Raw genomic sequence first — 23,494 nt, 5'->3', positions numbered from 1 at the left:
CAGAAGCAGCGCTCGCGTTCATGAGCAGTGAACAGCCCGTGGGCAGTGATGACAGAGACTCTCTCGACGCGACTCACCGAAGCCTCACGCTCCATCGAAACTGACAGCAAGACAATGATCTTGCTTGCCCATGCTCCGCTTCCTGAGGGGAGCCATCGTGCTCCTACTCCCCCGGATTCGCCGCAACTCCCCCAGACATTGCTGCAGGTAAGAGGCTCCCCGCTCGGCTCCGCTCGACCTTGATCGACTGGCCTGGGTGTGGCTGGGGGGCAATCTTTGACTCCAGCATGCACCGATGTCAAGGCGTGGAGTGCCGCGACCGAGAAGGAGTTTTCACACTTCGTTCATGGTGACTGGGCCGGGCCAGCGGCACGATCAGGATGTCGCGGCCGAACAGGCGTTTTGAATCGGCGCACATGTCCTCGACGCGCCGAAGTCAGGACATCTTGATGACAAACGATCATGGAGCGCTGAAGATGATCTGCAATCTGGCCTATGACGTGGTGGTTCTTGTAGCCGGGACGGGGTTCGAACCCGCGCCTTCCTCATTGAAAGTGAGGGGACCTTCCGTTAGTCGACCCGGCCGTAGCGCGTACGAGAATCGAACTCGTGTCTCCACGCTGAGAACGTGGCGTCCTGACCACTGGACGAACGCGCCGCAAAAGAAAGAGCCGCCGTTCCGAGAAGCTCGGAAGGCGGCCGGGGCTGACGGGTGTCACCCGGTCAACCGGCTCCCGAGGCGGGGTGTTCGCGTTCTTCCTTCATGCCCATGACGATGCCCGATCGGGCGAATGCGGGCAACTTGTTTTCACGACCTCCACATTTCACCGCCGAAAGGTCCACGCCCGGTCGGTTGAGTGGGCCGGGCGACGACGAGGTGGAGGACGGCATGGTGACCGACACGAAGGCGGGCGGGTTCGCCGGGTGGCTGCGGGATTTCGAGGAGCAGGCGCGGGCCCGCGCGGCGGCGGGCGACCCGGAGTGGGCGCGCGGCGCGCGGCTGGAGCCGTGCGTGGTGCGCAGCCTCCAGCGGTTCCAGGTCGGGGAGGACGGAGACGGCGCGTTCCTCATCGGGAAGGCGGAGCGGGCCGGAGACGCCGAGTACGCGGCGGCCGTGCGGCTGTTCATCGCCGAGGAGCAGAACCATGCCCGCATGCTGGGGCGGCTGCTGGACGCGGCGGGCGCGGGGACCATCGGGGCGCATTGGAGCGACGCGATCTTCGTGCGGGCGCGGCGGGCGATGGGCCTGCGGGTCGAGCTGATGGTGCTGCTGGTCGCCGAAGTGATCGCGTTGGGCTTCTACCGGGCCCTGTACGAGGGGGCGGGCGACCCGCTCGCCGCCGAGGTGGCGGGACGGCTGCTGGCCGACGAGCGGCGGCACGTGCCGTTCCACTGCCGGCGGATGCGGCAGGGGCTGGAGCGGGTCCCGCGGCCGCTGCGGGCGGCGGCCCTCCTGGCCTGGCGGGCGGCGGTCGCCGGCGGCGCGCTGATCATCGTCGCCGACCACGGGCGGGCGCTGCGCCGGCTGGGCCGGGGCCGGGCCCGCTTCGTCCGGGACGTGCTGGCCGAGGCCCGTGCGGCGGCCGCTGAGATCAGTAGACCTCCGGGCCGCGGCGCATGGCCTCGGCGCCGCCGTCCAGGTAGACGACCTGGCCGGTGATGTGGGAGTTGGCGGGGCCGATCAGCCAGCGCAGCGCCTCCGCCACCACCTCCGGGCCGGCGTAACCGTTCAGCGGCATCGGCACCGCGTCGTCCATGCTCTTGCGCGTCGCCTCGTCCTCGAACAGCGGGGCGGTCATCGGGGTGCGGACGACCCCGGGCGCGATCGCGTTGAGCGGGATGCCGGCGCCCGCCCACGCGGGCGTGACCGCGGCGGCGCGCAGCCAGCGGGCCAGCGCGGACTTGGAGGAGGGGTAGAGCGTCCCGCCGCGCGCCTCCCCGGCGAGCCGCACCGCCTCCTCCTCGGTGCCCTCCAGGCAGGCGGCGACCACCGCGCGGTCCACCGGCTGGGTGCCGGAGATGGAGCCGACGACGGCGGCGCGCGGCGCGGGGGCCGCGGCCAGGGCCGGGCGGAGCCCTTCCAGCAGGCCGACCGCGCCGTAGAAGTTCACCCGGATCGTGAGCGGCTCGGGGGCGGAGATTCCGGCGCAGGCCACCAGGCCGTCCAGGACCCCGCCGCAGCGTTCCAGCACGCCCCGCACGGCCTCCGCGCGCCCTTCGGACGCCGCCAGGTCGGCGCGCACGTCGGTCTCCTCGCGGTCGACGCCGATCACCCGGTCCCCGTTCGCGCGCAGCAGGTCGGCCAGGGCCCGGCCGATGCCGGACGCCGCGCCGCTCACCGCGATCGTGCGTGCACCGTCGGTCATGTCGTTCCTCCGCGCGCGAGTGCGGGCCCGGCCCCGCTGGATCCCCCGACCCTACAAGGCTTGATCGTCGGTAGCATCCGGAGAGGGGGCCGCCGGTGCGGCCGGAGGCCCCGGCGTTCTAGGTTCGTGTCCTGACCCGTACACGAGCACCGAGGTGAAACATGACGGCCGAGCCCCGGCTCCCATCGGATCTGGACGATCCGCCCCCGCCCACCCCGCAGGAGTTGCGGCGGGCGATGGGGGCGTTCGCCACCGGCGTCACCGTGATCACGGCGCTGGACGGCGACGAGCCGCTGGGCTTCGCGTGCCAGTCGTTCGCGTCGGTGTCGCTGGAGCCGCCCCTGGTGCTGTTCTGCGCCGATCACGGGGGCCGCACCTGGCCGCGGATCCGTGCGGTGGGCCGGTTCTGCGTGAACGTGCTGGGCGAGGACCAGGAGGAGGTCTGCCTGCGCTTCGGTTCCAGCCGGGGCGCCAAGTTCGAGGGGCTGGAATGGGACCGTTCCCGCTGGGGCGCCCCGTCCCTGCGCGGGGTTCCGGCTCGGGTGCACGCCGAGATCCAGGACGTGCACCCCGCCGGTGACCACGATGTGGTGATCGGGCTGGTGCGGGAGGTGGAGACGCCGAGCGACGGCGGTCCGCTGATCTTCTTCCGGAGCGGGTTCGGGGTCGACCGGAGGGAGACCCCGGCCGTCCCGGAGGTGGATCTGTGGACGTGGGGCGACCACTGGGGTTGACGGGGCGGCGGGTCAGCCGTCCAGGCCCAGCATGCCCAGCGCTCCCAGGGCGAGCGCGATGAAGGCGATCATCCTCAGCACGCGGCGGCGCCGCGGGACGTGGACCGCGGGTTCGGCCGAACCGACCGGCCGCCGCGCCCCGGGCACGGGCGCGGGCACGGGCCGCCGCAGTTCGTCGAGCAGGCGGAGCCATCGCGGTCCGACGCGGTCGAGATGGTACGCCCCGGACGAGGCCAGCGCGCTCTCGCCGAGCCTGTCCCGCAGCGCGGCGTCCTCGATGAGTCCGCGCAGCGCGGCGGTGAGCCCGGCGACGTCCCCGGCGGGCACCAGCAGCCCGTTCCCGCCGTCCTCGATCATCTCGCCGGGGCCGGTGGGGCAGTCGAAGGCCACCACGGGCAGGCCCTTGCTCATCGCCTCGATGATCACCATGGGCATGCCCTCGAAGCGGGAGGACAGCACGTACACCGAGGCGCGCTCCATCTCGCCCGCCAGATCGGGGGTGCGGGCGTGCAGCACCACCCGGCCCGTCAGCCCGAGTTCGGTGATCAGGCGCCGCAGCCGGTCCCGCCGCGCGCCGGAGCCGAAGATGTGCAGGGTCCAGTCGGGATGGTCGGCGGCCAGCGGTTCGTAGGCCCGCACCAGCAGGTCGAAGCCTTTCTGCCGGGTGAGCCGTCCGGCGGCCAGGATCACCTTGCGCTCGCGCGGGGACGGCCCGCCGGGCAAGCCGGGGAGCGCGTTGGGGATGCGCACGACGCGGGTCGGGGCGCCCGCCAGCGCGGCCGTGTAGTCGGCGCGGGACCGCTCGGTCAGCACCGACACCGCGGTCAGCCGCCGGTAGGCGCGCTCGATCTCGCGGCGCAGCCCGGGACGGTAGGACGCCAGGTTCATGTGGTCCTGCCCGACCGTCACCACGCCGCGCGGTGCGAGCTCGGCGACCAGCAGGTTCAGCGAGGGCCGGGTGCCGATCAGCACGTCCGGCTGCCGTCCGCACAGGGCGCGGATCAGCAGCAGGTCGGACCAGAGGGTCATGTGGCGGAACGAGGCGTCGTCGACCGGGGTGATCACGCTGGGCAGCCGGGCCAGCAGCCGGGCGGCCCGGCCGCGCGGCGGGGCCGTGCGGTCCTCCACGAACCGGATCCGCACCCGCGGCGGGGCGGGGAAGAACGGCTCGGCGCTGCCCCGGAAGACGCTGAGGATCTCGACGTCGTGCTCCCCGGCGAGGTGGCCGCTCAGGTTGAGGACGGTGCGGATGGTCCCGCCGGTCCCGTGGGCGTGCTGCAGCAGGATGCGCACCCGCAGCCGCCGGCCGGGACGCGGCGGGGGACGCCGCAGTGCCAGGAGCACCCGGACGATCACCAGCACGGTCAGCCGGAGGGCCCGGTGCGCGGGCCGTGCCACCCTGTGCGCGCCCGTCCGCATCCGCGCGCGCATGGCGGGCTCCCGGCCGGTCGATTCCCCGCTCATCGACGTTCCCCACTTCTGCGAAGAATGCCTCGTATCTCACCTTCTCCCCGCATGTGGGGGGTTTCAACAAGTGGGGACGGGCCCGATCCGGCCCGAGAATGACGCGGACGCCCGCAGGAAAGGACCTGGGGGCGTCCAGCGAACTCCGTAAAAGCGCTGCGTAAAACTCCGTGCGTGCCTCGGGGCGGCCCCGGATCAGGCGGTGCTCACGGCGCGGTCGAGGGCGCTGCCCTTGACCCAGCGGTCCCACGGCATCTCGTTGAAGCTCCAGCCGTTGTTCCAGTCCAGGCGGCGCTTGCTGCCGGTGATGATGACGATGTCGCCCCGGTAGGCCCAGTTGTAGAACCACTGGGCGGCGGCGGGCGGGGAGTTCAGGCAGCCGTGGCTGACGTTCTGCCGGCCCTGCGCCCAAGTGGTGGAGGCCATCGAGTGGATGTACTCGCCGCTGTTGGAGATCCGCACCGCGTGCGGGATGACCTCCTTGTAGCCGCCGTTCTTCTTGTCCTTGGGGTCGACGCCCATCCACTCCGAGGTCATGACCGCGGGGTTCTCCTTGCCCATGGTCAGGTGGACACCGCTGGTGGTGAGGAAGGTGTCCACCCCGTTGACCACCCGGCCGCCCTTGCCCGCGCTGATCGGCCAGCTCTTGATCTTCACGCCGTTCTTCTTCACCACCAGCCGCTTGGTCTTGGTGCTGGCGGTGATGATGTGCGAGTCGCCGATGGTGAAGCGGCGGGTGATGTCGGCCATGCCGTAGGTGCCGGCGCCGGACTTGACGCCGCCCAGCTTCGCCGAGAAGGTGACCTGCTGGTTGGGCTGCCAGTACGCGCCGTTCTTCGGGCGGAAGATCACCTGCTGGGGGCTCGCCCAGAACCAGGCGCCGGTGGCCGGCTTGGTCGACTTGACCTGGAGTGCCTGCTCGACGGCCTTCTTGTCCTGCACCGCCCGGTTGAACGTGACGATGATCGGCATCCCCACACCGACCGTCTCGCCCGGCATCGGGGTGATGTCGGCGACGCCCAGCTGGTTGGCGGGCTTCAGAGTGGAGAACTTGCTGGTGACCGTGGTCGTCTTGCCCTGCGAGCTCTTGGCGGTCGCGGTGACCTGGTATTCCGAGCTGGGCCGCAGGCCACGCGACTTCCAGTTGGTCTTGTCGGGCGACAGCGTGCCCTCGACCGGCTTGCCCTTGCGCGTGAGCGCGACGTTCTCGAGCACGCCGCCGGCGGCGGTGACCGTGACACCGGCCTCGGGCTTGACCTTGCCCGCGCCGTCGCCGGGTGAGACGGTCACCTGCGGGCTGCCGGCCTCGCCCTTGCCCCCGACGGTGACGCCGTCGCCGTCGTCCCCGCCACCGCAGGCCGCCGTCGCCAGGAGCAGCACGGCTCCCGTCAGACCCGCGCCCGCCCGAACCCCTGCGGAAAGCCTCCGCTGCACCGTGAACCTCCCGAACCCCGCCGCTACCAGGGAGACATTAGCGACAAAGAGGCCTTGACGAGGTGCCGACCGAGACTTTGCCCGCCGATCGAGATCAAAGCGTCGCCGCGACCAGGACCACCGGGGCCGGCGCGTGTCCGGCCCCGGCCAGGATCAGGCGAGGGCGCTGCCCTTCTTCCAGGTGTCGAAGGGCATCTGGTAGAAGCCCCAGCCGTTGAACGGCTCGAGCTCGCGGTCGCTTCCGGTCAGCTCCATCACGTCGCCCCGCTGCATGATGTCGTAGTACCACTTGGCGTTGGCCGGGCTGAGGTTGAGGCAGCCGTGGCTGACGTTCGCACTGCCCTGCACGCCGACGGTGGACGCCATCGCGTGCGTGTACTCACCGCTGTTGGAGATCCGGACGCCGTAGTTGACCACGGTCTTGTAGTAGCCCGGCTCGCCCGGCTTGCGGCCCGGCGACACCATGGTGACCGGGTTCTCCTTGCCCATCAGCAGGTGCACGCCGCTGGTGGTGGTGTACTCGCGGGTCGTGCCGTTGCCCGCGCTGAACGGCACCCGGCGCAGCTTCTCGCCGTCCCGGGTGACGGTCATGTGGTGCTTGCTGATGTCGCCCGTGGTGACCTGCTTGGCGCCGATGGTGATGGTCTGGTCGATGTCCTTGGCACCGTACATCCCGCCGCCGGCGTTCAGCCCGGCCAGCTTCGCGGTGAGGCGGACCTTCTGGTGGGGCTCCCAGTACGTCTTCGTCCGGTAGATCACCTGGTCGGACCCGACCCACCGCCAGGCGCCCTCGACCGGCTTCTCCGGCGTGACCCGCAGCGCCCGCTCGACCGCGGCCTTGTCGGCCACCGCCCGGTCGAACCGGACGATGATCGGCATGCCGACGCCGACCTTCTCGCCCTTGAGGCTGGGCGTGACATCGGCCACCGACAGCGCCTTCTCGGGCTTGAGCGTGCTGAAGGTGCTGGTCGCGGTGTTGGTCTTGCCGTCGTGGCGGGCCTGGGCGGTGACGGTGTAGGAGGCGCCCGGGGACAGCGTCCGGTCCGACTTCCAGCTCTTTCGGTCGCCGGCCATCTTCCCGGTGACCGCGACGCCCTGGCCCTGGACGGTGACGTTCTCCAGCGTGCCGTCGGCGACCCGGACCTCGATCGGCCCGTCCGGCTTGACGGACGCGGTGCCGTTGGCCGGCGTGATCGTCACCGCGCCCGACTTGTTGGAGGCCAGCTCGCCCTGCTCGCCGCCGCCGCCGCAGCCGGCCGCCGTGAGGACGAGGACCACGCCGGCGCCTCCGGACACGACCATGCCGAAACGACCTTTAAGTCCCACGAATACTCCCAAAACCCCTGGTTAACCCCGTGTCGGATGAATCCATCCGACCCTGTGAGACGCCCCATACGGCGGAAAAGTTGCCGTTCAGGTCGACCGAATCGGATTTCTCATGGACCAATGCGCGGCGCCCGCGGCTCCGGGACGGCACCTCCTGCTGGGCCGGCCGGCCGAGCCGGCGGAAGGCACCGCGGGCTCAGGCGGCCGCGGGCCGGGGTTCGGCGGCCAGGGCGGGCTCGGCCTCGCCGTTCACGTGCCGCAGGCAGCGCCTGAAGCCGGCCACCGAGACTGCCACGGCGGCGGCGCCCAGCAACGCCACCACGCTGGTGCGCACCCAGAGGAAAACGCCGATCGACTCGTTGAAGAGCATCCACAGGCTGAACAGCGCGTTGGCGAAGAAGACCAGCGACCACAGCAGCGAGATGCGCAGGAAGAACTGGCGGACCCGGGCGTGCTTCAGGAACGCCTCCGGCATCGGCACCATGTCGGTGGCCACCTTCTGGGCCAGCGGGCGCTGCAGCGGCACCGAGGCCAGGAAGGCCATGCTCACCAGGAGCGTGCCAAGCGTGGGCTGCAGGAAGTACACGACCGGGCTGCCGGTGACCGCGGCCAGGACCGCCCGGACCGTGACGCCCAGCGCGGCCAGCACGAGCATCGCCGAGACGCCGTGGCCGCGCCAGTAGCGCCAGGCGATCCCGCCGTACACCCAGGAGACGGCCGCGACCAGGGCACCGTTCAGGCCGAGCAGCGCGAACGCGGCGTAGAAGACCGCGACCGGGGCGATCACGCCCTCCACGAAGCGGGGCAGCGCGTGCCGGAGCATGATGGTCAGCCGCGGCAGCTCGAATCCGTGCTGGGGCGTGCGGTCCATCTGCGGCGGGACTCCTGGGGCGGGGGCGGGGGCGGGGACTCGCTCCACCGTACGTGAAGATCCTCGTTCCGCCGCCCCACTTCGCCCGAGATCGCCCTCCGATGCCATATGCGCTGGCCTCCCCGACGTCCTCACCGTGGTCGATCTCACGCCCCGGGCCGATCCCGGGGCGGGTCGCCGGGTAGTTCGGATCGGGCCGCGCCGCGGTGCGGGCCGGGGCCGTTTGCGGCCACGGTTGAACCATCCCGGTCAGTCCTCCGGCGGGGCGGGCTGGACCTCCCTGGCCGCCGCGTAGATCGCGCGCAGGGTCACCGCCACCGAGGGCCTGCGCACGCTGGCGACCCGGGTCACCGCGTACACCTCCCGGGCCAGCACGCAGTCGGGGATGCGCCGCACGGCGACGCCCTGGTCGCCGGCCGCCAGCGCCAGGGCCGGGATCGCGGTGATCCCGATGCCCCTGGCGACCAGGCTCAGGATGGTGTGCAGCCCCTCGAACTCCCACGGGACGGGACGGGCGCCGCCCACGGTGTCCAGCAGGCGTTCCACCGCCTGCCGGGACGGCTCGCCGGGCGGCGCGGCCATCCACGGCTCCTCGCGCAGCTTCTGCAGGTCGACCTGCTGGTGGGGTTCGGACATGGGGTGGGACTCGGGCACGGCCAGCACCAGCGGGTCGCGGCGCAGGTGGAAGAACTTCAGCGCGGCGGGCGACTGGTCGGGGAGCTTGCCGGTCCAGTCGTCGACCAGGGCGATGTCGACCTCGCCGCTCTGCACCTGGCGGATCCCGTCGCCGGGCGTGGTCTGGCGGAGCACGAACGTCAGGTCGGGGTGGTCGCGCAGGCTGTGCGCCAGGGCGGGGGCGAAGGCGACGGCGGCGGTGGGGAAGGCGGTGACCACCACCCGTCCCATGGGGGTGTCGGCCTGCGAGGACAGCTCGGTCTCCGCGGCCTCCACCAGGACCAGGATCTCCTCGGCGCGCTCGGCCAGGCGGCGCCCGGCGTCGGTCAGCTCGGCGCTGCGCGCGGTGCGGTCGAGGAGGGCGACCCGGGCCTCCCGTTCCAGCGCGGCCAGCTGCTGCGAGACCGCGGAGGGGGTGTAGCCGAGGGACGCGGCGGTGGCGGCGATGCTCCCGCGGCGGGCGAATTCCGCCAGCAGGCGCAGGCGGCGCAGCTCCAGCATCACACCATCTTACGGTCAGCATCGACGAGACTCGCTTGTGATGATGCTAAGCCCTTGGGCAGCATGAAGGTTGAACCCGGCCGGGTCGTCTCGGGGATCGGGCTCCCGTCCCCTCCCACCCCACAGAACACCCTCTTTCGTCATGCCTGGAGTTGTGCGATGCCTGTCCTGAACCCGTCCGCCCGGCCGGTCCCGCTGTCCCCCACGCTCGCCATCAATGAAGCGATCGCTCACAAGAGACGCGAGGGGAAACCGGTGCTCGCGCTCGGTTTCGGCGAGGCCGGCATCCCGATCCACCCCGCGCTGACCCGGGAGCTGGCCGGGGCCGCCGATCGCGGCGCCTACGGCCCCGTCGCCGGCTCGGCTGCGCTGCGCGAGGCGGCCGCCGGGTACTGGGGCCGTCGGGGTCTGCCCACCGACCCCGACCTGGTGGTGTGCGGGCCGGGCAGCAAGCCGCTGCTCTTCGCGCTGATGACGGCGCTCGGCGGTGAGATCGCCATCCCGGCGCCGAGCTGGGTGTCGTACGCGGCGCAGGCGGCGATCACCGGCGCCGGGGCGGTCCCGGTGGCCACCCCGCCCGGCGAGGGCGGCGTCCCCAATCCGGCGCTGCTGGCGGACGCGGTCGTACGCGCCCGGGCCGCGGGACGGGCGATCCGGGCCGTGGTGGTCACCCTGCCCGACAACCCCACCGGCACGCTGGCCTCCGAGGGGACGGTCCGGCGCCTGTGCGCGGTCGCCCGCGAGCACGACCTGGTGATCATCTCGGACGAGATCTACCGCGATCTGCTGCACGACCCCGCCCGGGCGGTGCCGAGCCCGGCCGCGTTCGCGCCGGAGCGGACCGTGGTGACGACCGCGCTGAGCAAGAGCCTGGCGGCGGGCGGCTGGCGGCTGGGGGTGGCCAGGCTTCCGGAGGGGCGGTTCGGCCGGGAGCTGCGGGACGGGCTGCTGGGCATCGCCAGCGAGCTGTGGTCCAGCGCGCCCGCTCCGATGCAGCACGCCGCCGCGTACGCCTTCGGCGAGCCGTCGGAGCTGGTCGGGCACATCGACCGCAGCCGCCGCCTGCACGCCGCCGTGACCGGCGCGGTGGCCCGCCGGTTCGCCGAGGCGGGGGCGCGGGTGCGGGAACCGGAGGCGGCCTTCTACGTCTACCCGGACTTCGCCCCATTGCGCGATCACCTTCGCGAGGCGCACGGCGTCCGTACCGGCGCGGAACTGTGCACGCTGCTTCTGGATCGTTACGGGGTGGGAGTCCTGCCGGCCTCCGCCTTCGGGGAGCCCGCCGATGCCCTGCGGATGCGGGTGGCGACGAGCCTGCTGTACGGGGACACCGACGAGCAGCGCCTGACCGCTCTCGCGGACGCCGATCCGGTGTCCCTGCCTTGGATCGCCTCCGGCCTGAACCGGCTGACGGAGGTGCTCGCCGATCTCAAGGCCGCTTCCGGCCACACGCTGGCGCCCGCGCTGGCGGGCTGATTCAAGGGCCGCGGCGGGCACGTCCCGACGCGCGAACGGCGCCGGCTCCGGTCCTCCCGCGGGAGGACCGGAGCCGGCGCCGATGCGCGGAGGGTAAGGGATTCGAACCCCTATGAGTTACCTCAACGACAGTTTTCGAAACTGCTGCCTTACCGTTCGGCCAACCCTCCCGGGGCATCGCCCGCACCGGGGCACGGGCCGTGGACGAGCCGTAGCCGGGATTCGAACCCGATTCTCCAGATTGGAAGTCTGGTGCCTCACCGGAAAGGCTTCTACGGCGCGGTCCGGCGGCCGCCGGACCTTTTCACCGGTCCCCCGCCGACCGCCTGGCGAGGGCGGTCGGCGGGGAGGACCGGCCGGTGGACCCGCAGGGAATCGAACCCTGATCGTCTGCGTGCAAGACAGAAGTGTTCCCGTTACACCACAAGCCCGGATGGATCTTTCAGCAAGGGTGGTAGGAGTCGAACCTACTTTTCGCTGGTTTTGGAGACCAGCCGCCTAACCGGTGGCTCACCCCTTCGCGCGTTCTTTCGCGTTTCCGTTCTGTTCGATGTCCATAATCATGCGGTGGTTCGAGGGCGGACGCAATGCATTTTTCCCGGCCCCGGCGGGAGCCGGGGCGGCGGCGGGCGCGGCGGCTCCGCCGGCACGACCGGGAGTTGCGTTCCCGCGCGCGCCGCGCACGCGCCGGGGCGTGGACGGGCGCCCGGACGGTCCCGGCGGCGGCGATCACGGCGCGGCCGTCCCGGTCCGCCGTGGTCCTCGCGAGCACACTCCGTGAGCACCCTCGGAAAGGGCCATCTCCCTGGATGCGCCTGACCGTCCGAAATAAGCGTGGTGTAAGGTCCAACGTCGCACGGGGTGACCACCGCTCAGCGAACCGGTGCAGGCCAACGGGCGTCCTGCCGCTCGTCCCCGTGATAGACCCGGATGATTACGTCGTCACGCTCGTGATGGTTGGAAGGCGAGGGGGCCCGCCATGAGGCACGCACAGGATGGGGCTGCCGCGGCGATGAACGCCGCCTCGCGGGTTCTCGTCGCCCGGGGCAAGAACGAGCCCCAGGAACTGGAGAACCCCGACGTGGGTTGGGGGCAGCGCGCCCGCGACGGGGTCTGGGTACCCACCAAGGACGGCCAGCGCATCCACATCGGCATCGACGTCACGGCGGCCGACACGGTCGCCCAGGTGCTGCGGCCGAGCCTGCGGGTGTTCGTGGGCGTGGACGTCGACACCGACATCGTCGCGCAGACCACCGCCAGCGGGGTGCGGTTGCTGACGGTGATCCACGGGCCGGACGCGCCGGGCGAGTTCCGCTTCCCGCTGTCGCTGGCCGACGGGCTGGCCCTGGAGAGCATGCCGTCGGGCGGCTACGACGTCGTCCACCTGCGGTACGGCGCCACGGTGGGCCGGCTGTACAACCCGTGGGCGTCGGACTCGATGTTCCGGCAGGTGAAGGCCGACTACGCGCTCGAGGGCCAGGTCATCACGATGCGGGTGCAGCATGAGGGCGCCTTCTACCCCGTGGTCGCCGATCCCCACTACTCGCGCTGACCGCCCTCGCGGTGCCGCGTCCCGGCACGAATCGGCGCCCGCTGAGGCGTCCTGGGGGCGCCGTGTGGGCGCAGCGTCATATGGTGAAGACGAACCGCGAGCGGCATCCGGCACCGCCGGGTCCGGCCGCCCGGTCCCCATACTGGAGTCACCGTGATCTTCACTCATGACACCGAGCACGCGCTCGCTGTCGTCGTCGACCTGATCAATACCGGGCCCGCGGCGGCCGGCGTGGAGGGCCTGGCCGGCCCGGAGGAGCTGCGCGCCTTCCTGGTGCGGCGCCGGTTCAGCGACGTGCGCGAGGTGACCGGCCGCGACGTGGCCGAGTTCCGCGAGCAGCGGGACCGGTTCCGCGCGGTGTTCGACGCCCCGGACGAGCTCAGCGCGGTCCGGCTGATCAACGAGATCATCGGCGCGGTGCGGGCCACCCCCCATCTCAGCGACCACGACGGGTACGACTGGCACGTGCACTTCTTCGCGCCGGGCGCGCCGCTGGCCGAGCATCTGGCGGCCGACTGCGGGATGGCGCTGGCCTACGTGGTGTCGGCGGGCGAGTTGGACCGGCTGCGCACGTGCGAGGCGCCGGACTGCTCACGCGTCCTGGTGGACCTGTCCCGCAACCGCTGCCGCCGCTACTGCGACAGCCGCACCTGCGGGAACCGCATGCACGTGGCCGCCTACCGCGCCCGCCAGCGCGAGGCCGCCCACTGAACGAACCGCACTGAACGAACCGGCACGATCTGCCGCTGAACCGTCCGGCACTGAACCGACCGGCTCCGTGAACCGCTACGGGCCGGGCACCGCCGGGACGTCCCGGCCCAGAGCGTCAACGGCGGCCAGGGCATGGCGGGCCCCGGCGACGTCGTGGACGCGGAACACCCGGGCGCCCAGCCAGGCCGAGACGCCCAGCACGGCCATCGTGCCCACGCCGCGCTTCGCGACCGGCTGGCCGAGGGTCTCGCCGATGAAGTCCTTGTTGGACACCGCGACCAGGACCGGCCTGCCGGTGGCGGTCAGCTCGTCCAGCCGCCGGCTGATCTCCAGCGAGTGCCGGGTGTTCTTGCCGAAGTCGTGCGCGGGGTCGATGAGGATCGACTCGCGCGGCACCCCCAGGGCCTCGGCCCGCTCGGCCTCGGCGAGCACGTGCCCGATCACGTCGGCCACCACGTCGTCGTAGGCCACCCGGTGCGGCCGGGTGCGCGGGTCCAGCCCGCCCGCGTGCGCGCAGACCAGCCCGACGCCGTGCGCGGCCGCGACCTCCGCCAGCCGCGGGTCGGGGCCGCCCCAGGTGTCGTTGAGCAGATCGGCGCCGGCGGCGGCGACCGCCTCCCCCACCTCGGCCCGCCAGGTGTCCACGCTGATGATGATCTCCGGATGCCGGTCCCGGACGGCGGCGACCACGTCCACCACCCGGCGCAGCTCCTCGGCCACGTCGACCTCGTCGCCCGGACCGGCCTTGACCCCGCCGATGTCGACGATGTCGGCGCCCTCGCGGGCGGCGCGGTCCACGGCGGCCAGCGCGGCGTCGAAGCCGTAGGTCGCGCCGCGGTCGAAGAAGGAGTCGGGGGTACGGTTGACCACGGCCATGATCGCGTGCCGGCCCAGCTCCCGGCCGCCCAGCCGGAGCGGCGCCTCAGGAACTTCCATGATGTCCACACGTTGGCACAACGGCGCCCCGTCCGCCACGTTCCACGCGGCCCGGCCGGGACGCGGGACGGTGAACCCGAAACAAATTCGGATCAAACGGCGCCCTCCCTCGTCAGTTCGCACGAGTGGTCGCTAACCTCGGATTTCACACTCGCCGCGGGCCCGGGCCGCGCGGGGAGGCCGTCGTCTGATCTATCAGCCATGGAGGATCCGCTGTCCAGGCGAGCGCTCATCACCGGCATCACCGGGCAGGACGGTTCGTACCTCGCCGAACACCTGCTCGCCGAAGGGTATGAGGTCTGGGGCCTGGTGCGGGGTCAGGCGAACCCGCACGTCTCGCGGCTGCGCAAGCACGTCGGCGAGGTCCGGATCACCACCGGGGACCTGCTCGACCAGGGCAGCCTGATCTCCGCGGTGGAGCGGGTCCGGCCCGACGAGGTGTACAACCTGGGCGCCATCTCCTACGTGCCGATGTCCTGGCAGCAGGCCGAGCTGACGGCCGAGGTCACCGGGATGGGCGTGCTGCGGATGCTGGAGGCGATCCGGGTGGTGTCGGGCGTCAGCACGTCCCGCACGCCCGGCGGCGAGCAGATCCGCTTCTACCAGGCGTCGTCGTCGGAGATGTTCGGCATGGTCCGGGAGACCCCGCAGAACGAGAAGACGCCGTTCCACCCCCGCAGCCCCTACGGCGTGGCCAAGACCTACGGGCACTACATCACGCAGAACTACCGCGAGTCGTACGGGATGTTCGCGGTCAGCGGGATCCTGTTCAACCACGAGTCGCCGCGCCGCGGGGCCGAGTTCGTGACCCGGAAGGTGACCCTGGGGGCGGCCCGGATCAAGCTGGGGCTGGCCGAGGAGCTGCGGCTGGGCAATCTGGACGCCCGCCGCGACTGGGGGTTCGCGGGCGACTACGCGCGGGCGATGCGGCTGATGCTGGCGCAGGACGCCCCCGAGGACTACGTGATCGGGACGGGCAAGACGCAGTCGGTGCGCGACCTGGTGGAGTTCGCGTTCCGGACGGTCGGGTTGGACTGGGAGGAGCATGTCGTCCTGGACGACAAGTACACCCGTCCGGCCGAGGTCGACCTGCTGTGCGCGGACCCGAAGAAGGCCCGCGAGCAGCTCGGCTGGGAGCCGGAGGTCGGCTTCGAGTCGCTGGTGAACATGATGGCGGAGTCGGACATGCGGCTGCTCTCGGAGTCGGCCCGGCCCGAGGACGAGCCGTTCAGTCCCGATCACTGGTGATCCCGGTGGCGGCGGCCGGATCGTTGGTGATGGATTGACCGCCGGCGTGGCACGATGCAGGCATGGGCACCTGTGAGCATGTGAAGACATTGCCGGACAGTGACCCGTCGCCGCGCACCCCGCAGGGCTGCGAGGAGTGCCTGGCCGAGGGCGGCCGGTGGGTGCACCTGCGGCTGTGCCTGGGCTGCGGGCATGTGGGCTGCTGCGACTCCTCGCCGATGCGGCACGCCACCGCGCACCACCAAGGGACGGGCCACCCGATCGTCCGCTCGTTCGAGCCGGGCGAGGACTGGCGGTGGTGCTTCGTCGACGAACTGATCGTCTGATGGCCGCGGTGCGGCTGGGCACCCCGCCCGGCCGCTGGATCCTGCTGGCCACGGTCCTCGGGTCCAGCGTCGCGGCGCTGGACGCCACCGTGGTCAACGTCGCGCTGCCCCGGCTGGCCCGCGACCTGGACGCCGACATGGCCGGGTTGCAGTGGACGGTGAACGCCTACACCCTCACCCTGGCCGGGTTCATCCTGCTCGGCGGCTCGCTCGGGGACCGTTTCGGCCGCCGCCGGGTGTTCGTGATCGGGGCGGTCTGGTTCGCGCTGGCCTCGCTGCTGTGCGGCGCCGCGCAGGACGTCGGGACGCTGGTGGCGGCGCGGGCCCTGCAGGGCGTCGGCGGGGCGCTGCTCACCCCGGGCTCGCTGGCGATCATCCAGGCGGCGTTCGTCCCGGACGACCGGCCCCGGGCGGTCGGGGCCTGGTCGGGGTTGGGCGGGGTGGCGGGGGCGATCGGACCGTTCGCCGGGGGCTGGCTGGTGGAGGCGGGCTGGCGCTGGGTGTTCCTGCTGAACCTGCCGCTGGTGGCGGTCGTGGTGCTGGTCGCTCTCCGGCACGTGCCGGAGAGCGTGGATCCGGAGGCGCGCGGCCGGTTCGACGTCATGGGCGCGGCGCTGGCGGCACTGGCACTGGCCGGGACGACCTACGCGCTGACGGAGGCGCCCGCGGCCACCGCCGATTCGGCGCTGGTCGGCGCGGCGGCGGTGCTCGGGCTGGCGGCGGCGGCCGGGTTCGTCTTCGTCGAGCGCGCCCGGGGGCGGGGCCGTGGCCGGATCCGGTTGCGCGCGGGGCGCGGCGGCCGTGCGGCGCGGGAGGCGCCGCGGCCGATGCTGCCACTGAACGTCTTCGCCTCCCGGGAGTTCTCCGCCGTCAACGGGGTGACCTTCGTCGTGTACGGCGGGATGGGCGTGATGTTCTTCCTGTTCGTGCTGAACCTGCAGGTGGTGTCCGGGTTCTCGGCGGTGGCGGCGGGCACCGCGCTGCTGCCGGTGACGGTGCTGATGCTGCTGCTGTCCTCGCGGGCGGGGGCGCTGGCGCAGCGGATCGGGCCGCGGCTGCCGATGACGCTGGGGCTGCTGGTGGCGGCGGGCGGCATGCTGCTGGTCGGCCGGATCGGGACGGGCGCGTCCTATGTCCGCGACGTCCTGCCCGCCGTGCTGGTGTTCGGGCTGGGCCTGTCGGCGGTGGTCGCGCCGCTGACCGCCACCGTCCTGGCCACCGCCGACGCGCGGCACGCGGGCGTGGCCAGCGGCGTCAACAACGCGGTGGCGCGGGCGGCGGGGCTGCTGGCGGTGGCGGCGATCCCGCCGCTGGCCGGGCTGACCGGGGACGCCTACGACGATCCGGCCGCGTTCTCCGCCGGCTTCGGCGTGGCGATGCCGGTGTGCGCGGTGCTGCTGGCGCTGGGCGCGGTGCTCAGCTTCTTCACGGTCGGCGACGACGCGCTGCGCACCGCGCCGGAGGAGCAGAAGCCTTGCTGCAAGATGCACTGCGCGGTCGGTGCCCCGCCCCTGGAGCCGGACGCGGCGCAGATCGGGGACGCGTCCGGGCATGACCGCCGGTCCTGACCGTCGCGGCCGGGGCGGGCAAATCCCTGGTCCGATTCCGGCTATGTCCAGGACCCGGTGAGCGGGTTGGCATACGGTCAGGGCATGAATCTGCGGCAGCTGCGGTATGTCGTGGCCACCGCCGACCACGGCACGATGACGTCGGCGGCCCAGGCGCTCTACGTCGCACAGCCTGCCCTTTCCCGCGCCGTGCGGGAGCTGGAGCGCGAGCTGGGCGTGGAGCTGTTCGCCCGTTCCGGCCGGGGCGTGGTGCTGACCGCGGTCGGCGAGCAGGTGGTCCGGCAGGCGCGGGTGGCGCTGGACGCGGTCGACGCGATCGAGGGCCTGTCGGTATCGCGCGCCAACGGCCGCGGGGCCGAGTTGCGCATCGCCGCCACCGCGTCCCTGGAGCCGGAGCTGACCGGCCGGCTGATCCCGCGGTTCGCCCGCGACCAGCCGGCTGTGCGGGTCCGGGTGATCCGCTGCGATGGCCGGGAGTCGGTGGCGGCGGCGCTGCGCGCGGGCCGGGCCGATCTGGCGGTGACCGACCTGCCGGTGCCCGGGGATCTGGCCGCCCATCCATTCGAGCAGCGCGAGGTGGTGCTGATCTCGCCGCCGGGGCTGCGGTTGCGCGAGCCGCTGCCGCTGACCGCGCTGGACGGGATGCGGCTGGTGCTGCCGGCCCGGGGCAGCGCCCGGCGCGCGGAGATCGACGCGATCCTGGACCGGGTGGGCGCCAAGCCGGTCCCGGCGGTGGAGTCGGACGAGCGGGGGGCCTGGCTGGGCTGGGTGCGGGCGGGGATGGGCTCGCTGCTGTGGTATCGCAACCAGCTCGAGGACACCGGGGGGCTGGCGGTCCGCTCGTTCATGCCGCCGATCACCCGGTTGATCGGGCTGGTGCACGCGCATCGCCAGCTGCCGCCGGTGGCGCGCGACTTCCTCGCGTTCGCGAAGGAGACCGCCCGCGAGTCGCGGGTGCGCGACCACCCCTGACCCGGCCCCGGCGCGCGGCGGCCGGACGTGCCATTATTCGGGGAGTGGAGGCTACTCACGCCCTGTGGCTGCTGGCGGTGCCGCTCAGCGCGCTGCTGGTGGCGGCGGCGTCCCGGCGGGCCGGGCTGTCGGCGCCGCTGGTACTGGTGATCGCGGGTCTGCTGATCTCGTACGTGCCGGGGGTGCCGACGTTCGAGCTCGACCCCGAGTTCGTGCTCTTCTTCTTCCTGCCGCCGCTGCTGTTCGCGGCCGCCTGGGAGAGCTCGTACGTCAACCTGCGGGAGAACACCGCGTCGATCGGGCTGCTGTCGGTCGGGCTGGTGCTGTTCACCACGGTCGCGGTGGGCTACGCGGCGCACGCGCTGATCCCCGAGCTGCCGCTGGCGGCGGCGTTCGCGCTGGGCGCGATCGTGGCGCCGCCGGACGCGGTGGCGGCGGTGAGCGTGGCGCGGCGGCTGGGCCTGCCGCGCCGGCTGGTGACGATCCTGGTCGGGGAGAGCCTGTTCAACGACGCCACCGCGCTGACCTTGTTCCGGGTGGCGGTGGCCGCCGCGGCGGGCGCGGGCTTCACGATGCTGGACGGGCTGGAGCGGTTCCTGATCGCGTCGGCGCTGGGCTGCGCGGTGGGCCTGGTGCTGGGGCCGGCGCTGCACTGGCTGCGGACCCGGCTGCGCGATCCGGTGGTGGAGAACTCGGTGACGCTGCTGACTCCGTTCGGCGCGTACCTGACCGCCGAGGCGCTGCACGCGTCCGGGGTGATCGCGGTGGTGGTGAGCGGGCTGTACCTGGGGCACCGGTCGTCCGAGTCGGCGGCGGTGACCCGGCTGATCGGGCACTCCTTCTGGAAGGTCGCGATCTTCATTCTGGAGTCGGTGGTCTTCCTGCTCATCGGCCTGCAGCTGCCGCCGGTGGTGGACGGGCTGTCCGAGCACCCGTGGACGGAGCTGGCCTGGTGGGCGGCCGCGATCTTCGGCGTGGTGGTCGCCGCCCGGTTCCTGTGGGTGTTCCCCACCTCCTCCGTCCTGCGGTTGACCTCGCCGTCGGCCCGGCGCGGAGAGGAGGGCGTCGACTGGCGGGGCCAGGTGGTCATCTCCTGGGCCGGGATGCGCGGGGTGGTGTCGCTGGCGGCCGCGTTCGCGATCCCGCTGGCGGGCGAGTCGGGCCGGCCGTTCCCGGGTCGCGACCTGATCCTGTTCCTGACCTTCACCACGGTCCTGGCGACGCTGCTGGTGCAGGGCCTGACGTTCCCGATGCTGATCCGCCGGCTGGGCGTCGCCGGCGACCGGGAGCGCTACACCGACACGGTGTCGGAGGCGGGCGCGCAGCACGCCGCCGCCAACGCCGCGCTGCGCCGTCTGGACGAACTGCTCGCCGAGGAGCCCGCGCCGCCGGACGAGACGGTGGTGGAGCGGCTGCGGCAGCTGGCCGAGCACCGGCAGCTCAAGGCCTGGGAACGGCTCGGCGGCGGCACCGGACCGGAGGGTGCGGAGGTTCCGACGACGACCTACCGGCGGCTGCGCCGGGAGATGCTGGCCGCCGAGCGCCAGGTGTTCATCGAGATGCGCAACGCGCGCCGCATCGACGACGAGGTCCTGAACCGCGTCCTGCACGAGCTCGACCTGGAGGAGGCCGCGCTCAGCCGCGGCTAGGCCGTGTTTTCGCAGCCCCGGCCCAGGGCGCTCGCCTGGCGGGCTGTGAATCCCGGCCCAGGCTGCTCGCCTGCCGGCTCGCACCCTGACCGGGCTTGGTGCGAGCGCGACATCGCTTCGCGATCTGCCCGATGATGCTCGCCTCCGGCATCGCCCCCACCGGCCAGGTAACGCGCTCGCGCGGTACCTGAGGCCACTTCGAGAGTGGCCCCTAGGAGACCTGGGGGCGGGCGGTTTCGTGGCGTAGCTCGCGGGGGCTGACTCCGTAGCGCTGCCGGAAGGCGGTGCTGAGGGCGCTGACGGAGGAGAAGCCCGAGGAGAGGGCCAGCTCGGTGATGGTCATGTGCCGGTGGCGGCGGCTGTGCAGGCGGTCGCGCACCAGCCGCAGCCGTTCCTCCCTGATCAGCTCGCGCGGCGTGGTGCCGGCGTGCTGCAGGGCCAGTTGCACCTGGCGCAGGGACCAGCCGAGCTCCCTGGCGACGACGGCGCCGTTCAGCTCGGGGTCGGCGGCGTGGGCGCGGACGTACCGGCGCACCATCGACTCGACCTCGGCCAGGTTGCCGGGGGCCTCGGGCCGGTCATCGCAGTAGGCGAGCATGCACAGCAGCTCGACGATGCGGTCGCAGACGACGTCGAACTGGTGGGCGGTGAGGCGGCCGCGCTCGCCGTGCACGTTGATGACCATGCCCTGCACCACGTGGCCGAGACCGGTGGTGAGGTCGAGCCGGGAGGGCGGGCGTTCGAGCCGGCCGCGCGCCTCGTGCGCGGGAATGGTCATGAGCAGGCCCCGGGCGGGCGCCTCCTGGACGAACTCGAACGGCTCGGCCGCCGTGAACAGGCCCCCGGCGCCGCGTGCGACGAGGATCTCCGCGCCGCTCTGGCGCAGCGCGAGCCGCCCGTCCAGGAGCAGCAGGAGGCGGTGGTCCTCGTCGGTCTCGCCGTAGAGGAGGCGCAGCACGCGTGCGGGCTGCTCGGGCCGGAACTCGACGATCTGGTACGTGGCGGCGCCGCGGCGGGCGCTCCGGCCCCGGTGGCCGCCGGTGCAGGAGCAGGGGTGGCCCAGGCGGTCATGCGGGACGGTGCCGTCGCTTCTCAGGCCGGGCCGTTTCTGGGGTATTGGGGCCGCTCCGGACGTGAACGCCGCCGGTGACGCCTCCACGGCGTTGGCTCCCTCGGCCACCGACGACACCCTCCGACATCCTCCGACATCCGCCCTGCTTGAACGGCGGCTTCGGCGGCAGACTAATACACGCGCCTGCGGCCCGTACGGGCAACGGCGCGGAACGTGGCCGGATCCGGACCGTCGCTAACCGAAACCCGAACGACGTTCACTTCGGGCGTCTAACGATGAATCCGTAGATACCCTCAGGGCCTCCTGCGCTCCACGACAAATTTTATGCGCACGAACGCAAGTCCCACGACTCCGGGCGTCCTATCGTCTGCAAACCGCCCCCGTCCGAATCCCCTGGGTAGTCATCTCTTTTGGGGAGATTTCGGACATAAAGGGCATTGTGCACCATGTTCAGGACGTTACTAAAGGAATGCCGCGATGACCCCAAAGACCGATCACGCCCGCGCTTGCGACGCCCGCGGCGCGAGCCCGCCGGCACGGGCCGGGGTCCCGCGACGATCCTGACGAGGCCCCGGACGACCACGTCGCCGCCGCGCTGACCGCAGCGTCCGGCCGCCCCCGCAGGCAGGCCGGACGTTCCGCGTGCGCGCCCTCGCACCACGCCGTCCCCCGGAGCCTCCGGGCGCCCGGCCCAGCCCTCCCCCGTCCCATCCGCACCGCCTGTTCTCGAGGACCCGATGGAGCAATTCCTGTTGGCCCTGGCGATCGTCTGCTCGCTGGCCGGCCTGGGCGCCTTCGGCGTGCTGCTGTTCCGCCAGCGCCAGGTCACCCAGGTCCTGCGCCGGCAGAACGCCACACTGACCGACGGCCTGACACGACGCGACGAAGAGATCCGCCACCTGGCCGCCACGCGCCTGCCAGAGCTGATGGAGTCACTGCAGAACCCCTCCGTGACCGTCTCGGGGCCGCTGCACGACCCGCGGCAGCTCGGCCCGTCCTACGAGCGCGGCATCAAAGAGCTGATGGAGGTGTTCTCCAGCACCGTCGAAACGGTGCGGGCCCGCACCGACCAGGCCGCCAAGTCCACGCTGCGGTCCACCATGCGCGGCGTGCAGAGCCTGGCCAACGAGCAGCAGCTGGCCATCACCACCATGCAGGAGCGGCACGACGACCCCGACATGCTGGAGGACCTGCTGCGGCTGGACCACATGAACGCCCAGCTCGGCCGGCGCGCGCAGGCCACCGCGGTGCTCTCCGGCTCGTGGCCCGGGCAGCAGCGCTCGGCATCGTCGCTGAGCGACGTGGTGCGCGGCGCCACCTCGCGGATCCGCGACTACCTGCGGGTGCGGGTCCACTCTCCGGTGAACGCGGCGGTGGTCAGCCGTGCCGTCGAGCCCGTCGTGCTCGTACTGGCCGAGCTGCTCGACAACGCCGCCCGGCACTCCCAGCCCGACACCTCCGTCGAGGTCAACGTGCAGACCACGCACAACGGCGTGGCGATCATGATCGATGACGCCGGGGTGGCGATGGACGCCGAGGAGCTGGCGCACGCGAGCCGGCTGCTGAGCGGGCTCGGCACGCTGGACATCAACCAGCTCGGCGACCCGCCGCAGATCGGGTTCGCGCTGGCCGGCGTGCTGGCGGCGCGGTACGGGTTCACCGTCTCGGTGGACACCCGGTCCCCGTACGGCGGCGTGCGCGCCGTGGTGTTCCTGCCCAGCGTCCTGATCACCACCGTCCCGACCGACGACGAGCCCGCCCCCCAGTCCCAGTCGTCGTCCAACGCGCCGTCGCGGAGCGGTTCGGCGCGCGACTCGTCCGCGCGCACCGCCGGGCGCGCCGCCAAGACCACCGCGACGCCCTCCGCCGGAGCCGCCCGCGCGGCCGGCGACCCGCCCGCGCCGCGGACCGCCGCCGGCGCGACCAAGACGGCGGGAGGGCTGCCCAAGCGGCGCCGCGTGGAGTCCACCGAGACGTTCCAGCCCGAGGGCGACGGTCCCGCCGAGCCCGCCCGGCCGGCGAAGGACACTGCGGCCGGGCTGGGCGCCTGGCAGCGCGGCACCCGTTCCGGCCGCGCCGCCACACCGTCCGACGGCACCGCCGCACCGACCGGCCGCCCAGCGGCACCGTCCGAGGGAGCGCCCGAGTCCGACGACGCGCGCGCAGCAGAAGGAGAGGACCAGCGGCCATGAACGAGCTCACGCACCACCCGGGGGACAACAAACTCGGCTGGATGCTCGACGAGACGCTGCGGATGCCCGAGACCCGGTACGCGATCCTGCTGTCGGCCGACGGGCTGCTCATGGCCCACTCCGAGCGGATCGGCCGGGACGAGGCCGAACGGCAGGCCGCCGGGATGGCCGGGCTGCAGTCACTGGCCCGCGGCACCGCCGAGTTCTGCGGCGATTCGGACACCACCTGGCGGCAGACGATCACCGAGTTCGACGACGGCTACGTGTTCCTGGTCGCGGCCGGACCCGGCGCGTACCTGGCGGTGTCGGCGAGTCCGCGGGTGGACATGGAGGCCGTCGCGTTCCGGCTGCAGGAGCTGGTGCAGCGGCTGGGCAAGGAGCTCACCTCGCCGCCGCGGCACGGGCCGGCGTCATGACGGCC

20 protein-coding genes and 6 tRNA genes are annotated in these 23,494 nt (G+C 72.5%); 12 read left to right on the top strand and 14 right to left on the bottom strand.

Going from position 1 to position 23,494, the window contains the following annotated elements; all coding sequences use genetic code 11:
• Positions 1-513 precede the first annotated feature (513 nt).
• A tRNA-Glu gene (locus ABD340_RS02090) sits at positions 514-585 on the bottom strand.
• A gap of 1 nt (position 586) precedes the next feature.
• Positions 587-658: transfer RNA gene (locus tag ABD340_RS02085), tRNA-Glu, on the bottom strand.
• Positions 659-889: 231 nt separating this feature from the next.
• On the opposite strand from ABD340_RS02085, the gene ABD340_RS02080 reads away from it, so the two are divergent.
• The gene (locus ABD340_RS02080) at positions 890-1,660 is read left to right on the top strand and encodes a ferritin-like domain-containing protein (protein ID WP_344586595.1); all 771 of its coding nucleotides are present in this window, start codon (positions 890-892) and stop codon (positions 1,658-1,660) included.
• On the opposite strand, the gene ABD340_RS02075 is transcribed toward ABD340_RS02080, so the two are convergent.
• Complete coding sequence (locus ABD340_RS02075) at positions 1,593-2,366, bottom strand: SDR family oxidoreductase (protein WP_344586593.1); 774 nt, start codon at positions 2,364-2,366, stop codon at positions 1,593-1,595. The genes ABD340_RS02080 and ABD340_RS02075 overlap by 68 nt on opposite strands.
• Positions 2,367-2,527: 161 nt before the next feature.
• Here ABD340_RS02075 and ABD340_RS02070 point away from each other — a divergent pair, with 161 nt between their 5' ends.
• The gene (locus ABD340_RS02070) at positions 2,528-3,100 is read left to right on the top strand and encodes a flavin reductase family protein (protein WP_344586591.1); all 573 of its coding nucleotides are present in this window, start codon (positions 2,528-2,530) and stop codon (positions 3,098-3,100) included.
• Positions 3,101-3,112: 12 nt separating this feature from the next.
• On the opposite strand, the gene ABD340_RS02065 is transcribed toward ABD340_RS02070, so the two are convergent.
• The 5 genes from ABD340_RS02065 to ABD340_RS02045 form a co-directional block, all read right to left on the bottom strand.
• A complete protein-coding gene (locus ABD340_RS02065) occupies positions 3,113-4,564 on the bottom strand; it encodes a glycosyltransferase family 4 protein (protein WP_344586590.1) in 1,452 nt (483 codons plus the stop codon).
• Positions 4,565-4,759: 195 nt separating this feature from the next.
• Entirely contained in the window at positions 4,760-5,944 is a 1,185-nt protein-coding gene (locus ABD340_RS02060) for a L,D-transpeptidase (protein WP_344586588.1), read from the bottom strand.
• A gap of 207 nt (positions 5,945-6,151) precedes the next feature.
• Positions 6,152-7,300, bottom strand: coding sequence for a L,D-transpeptidase (locus ABD340_RS02055; RefSeq protein ID WP_344586587.1), 1,149 nt, complete (start codon positions 7,298-7,300; stop codon positions 6,152-6,154).
• A gap of 220 nt (positions 7,301-7,520) precedes the next feature.
• Positions 7,521-8,195: a VC0807 family protein gene (locus ABD340_RS02050; protein WP_344586586.1), complete on the bottom strand. Its 675-nt coding sequence runs from the start codon at positions 8,193-8,195 to the stop codon at positions 7,521-7,523.
• 249 nt (positions 8,196-8,444) lie between these two features.
• Positions 8,445-9,371, bottom strand: a complete 927-nt coding sequence (locus ABD340_RS02045; protein ID WP_344586585.1) for a LysR family transcriptional regulator — start codon at positions 9,369-9,371, stop codon at positions 8,445-8,447.
• A gap of 159 nt (positions 9,372-9,530) precedes the next feature.
• Between ABD340_RS02045 and ABD340_RS02040 the strand changes: the two genes are divergently transcribed.
• A complete protein-coding gene (locus tag ABD340_RS02040; RefSeq protein WP_344586584.1) occupies positions 9,531-10,847 on the top strand; it encodes a pyridoxal phosphate-dependent aminotransferase in 1,317 nt (438 codons plus the stop codon).
• An 87-nt stretch (positions 10,848-10,934) separates the two neighbouring features.
• Here ABD340_RS02040 and ABD340_RS02035 read toward each other — a convergent pair.
• From ABD340_RS02035 to ABD340_RS02020, 4 genes are all read right to left on the bottom strand, one after another.
• Positions 10,935-11,017: transfer RNA gene (locus ABD340_RS02035), tRNA-Ser, on the bottom strand.
• Between the two features lie 37 nt (positions 11,018-11,054).
• A tRNA-Gly gene (locus ABD340_RS02030) sits at positions 11,055-11,126 on the bottom strand.
• Positions 11,127-11,207: 81 nt separating this feature from the next.
• Positions 11,208-11,278, bottom strand: a tRNA-Ala gene (locus ABD340_RS02025).
• A gap of 15 nt (positions 11,279-11,293) precedes the next feature.
• A tRNA-Trp gene (locus ABD340_RS02020) sits at positions 11,294-11,365 on the bottom strand.
• Between the two features lie 461 nt (positions 11,366-11,826).
• Between ABD340_RS02020 and ABD340_RS02015 the strand changes: the two genes are divergently transcribed.
• Both ABD340_RS02015 and ABD340_RS02010 read left to right on the top strand, forming a co-directional pair.
• A complete protein-coding gene (locus tag ABD340_RS02015) occupies positions 11,827-12,399 on the top strand; it encodes a hypothetical protein (protein ID WP_344586583.1) in 573 nt (190 codons plus the stop codon).
• Between the two features lie 153 nt (positions 12,400-12,552).
• Positions 12,553-13,110, top strand: a complete 558-nt coding sequence (locus ABD340_RS02010; protein ID WP_344586581.1) for a CGNR zinc finger domain-containing protein — start codon at positions 12,553-12,555, stop codon at positions 13,108-13,110.
• 75 nt (positions 13,111-13,185) lie between these two features.
• Here the strand turns inward: ABD340_RS02010 and folP are convergent, their stop codons facing one another.
• Positions 13,186-14,046 (bottom strand): dihydropteroate synthase, encoded by an 861-nt coding sequence (gene folP, locus ABD340_RS02005; RefSeq protein ID WP_344586580.1) that lies wholly within the window; start codon positions 14,044-14,046, stop codon positions 13,186-13,188.
• Between the two features lie 213 nt (positions 14,047-14,259).
• Here folP and ABD340_RS02000 point away from each other — a divergent pair, with 213 nt between their 5' ends.
• The 5 genes from ABD340_RS02000 to ABD340_RS01980 all read left to right on the top strand — a co-directional run bounded on the left by ABD340_RS02000 (position 14,260) and on the right by ABD340_RS01980 (position 19,809).
• A complete protein-coding gene (locus ABD340_RS02000) occupies positions 14,260-15,294 on the top strand; it encodes a GDP-mannose 4,6-dehydratase (RefSeq protein ID WP_344587134.1) in 1,035 nt (344 codons plus the stop codon).
• A 62-nt stretch (positions 15,295-15,356) separates the two neighbouring features.
• Positions 15,357-15,620 carry a ubiquitin carboxyl-terminal hydrolase 14 gene (locus ABD340_RS01995; protein ID WP_344586579.1) on the top strand — a complete coding sequence of 88 codons (264 nt, stop codon included), beginning with the start codon at positions 15,357-15,359 and terminating at the stop codon, positions 15,618-15,620.
• Positions 15,620-17,188: an MFS transporter gene (locus tag ABD340_RS01990; protein ID WP_344586578.1), complete on the top strand. Its 1,569-nt coding sequence runs from the start codon at positions 15,620-15,622 to the stop codon at positions 17,186-17,188. Before ABD340_RS01995 ends, ABD340_RS01990 begins: the two co-directional genes overlap by 1 nt.
• Positions 17,189-17,272: 84 nt before the next feature.
• Positions 17,273-18,160 (top strand): LysR family transcriptional regulator, encoded by an 888-nt coding sequence (locus tag ABD340_RS01985; protein WP_344586577.1) that lies wholly within the window; start codon positions 17,273-17,275, stop codon positions 18,158-18,160.
• Between the two features lie 44 nt (positions 18,161-18,204).
• The gene (locus tag ABD340_RS01980; RefSeq protein WP_344586576.1) at positions 18,205-19,809 is read left to right on the top strand and encodes a Na+/H+ antiporter; all 1,605 of its coding nucleotides are present in this window, start codon (positions 18,205-18,207) and stop codon (positions 19,807-19,809) included.
• 211 nt (positions 19,810-20,020) lie between these two features.
• Here the strand turns inward: ABD340_RS01980 and ABD340_RS01975 are convergent, their stop codons facing one another.
• On the bottom strand, positions 20,021-20,989 hold the full coding sequence (locus tag ABD340_RS01975) for a helix-turn-helix transcriptional regulator (protein ID WP_344586575.1): 969 nt from the start codon (positions 20,987-20,989) through the stop codon (positions 20,021-20,023).
• 629 nt (positions 20,990-21,618) lie between these two features.
• On the opposite strand from ABD340_RS01975, the gene ABD340_RS01970 reads away from it, so the two are divergent.
• Positions 21,619-23,073, top strand: a complete 1,455-nt coding sequence (locus ABD340_RS01970) for a sensor histidine kinase (protein ID WP_344586574.1) — start codon at positions 21,619-21,621, stop codon at positions 23,071-23,073.
• Positions 23,070-23,489, top strand: coding sequence for a roadblock/LC7 domain-containing protein (locus ABD340_RS01965; protein ID WP_344586572.1), 420 nt, complete (start codon positions 23,070-23,072; stop codon positions 23,487-23,489). The genes ABD340_RS01970 and ABD340_RS01965 overlap by 4 nt, the downstream gene beginning before the upstream one ends.
• Positions 23,490-23,494 lie beyond the last annotated feature (5 nt).

Source organism: Actinomadura vinacea (assembly GCF_039532545.1).
GTDB lineage: Bacteria > Actinomycetota > Actinomycetes > Streptosporangiales > Streptosporangiaceae > Spirillospora > Spirillospora vinacea.
This window is presented reverse-complemented; position numbering and strand designations above follow the sequence as displayed.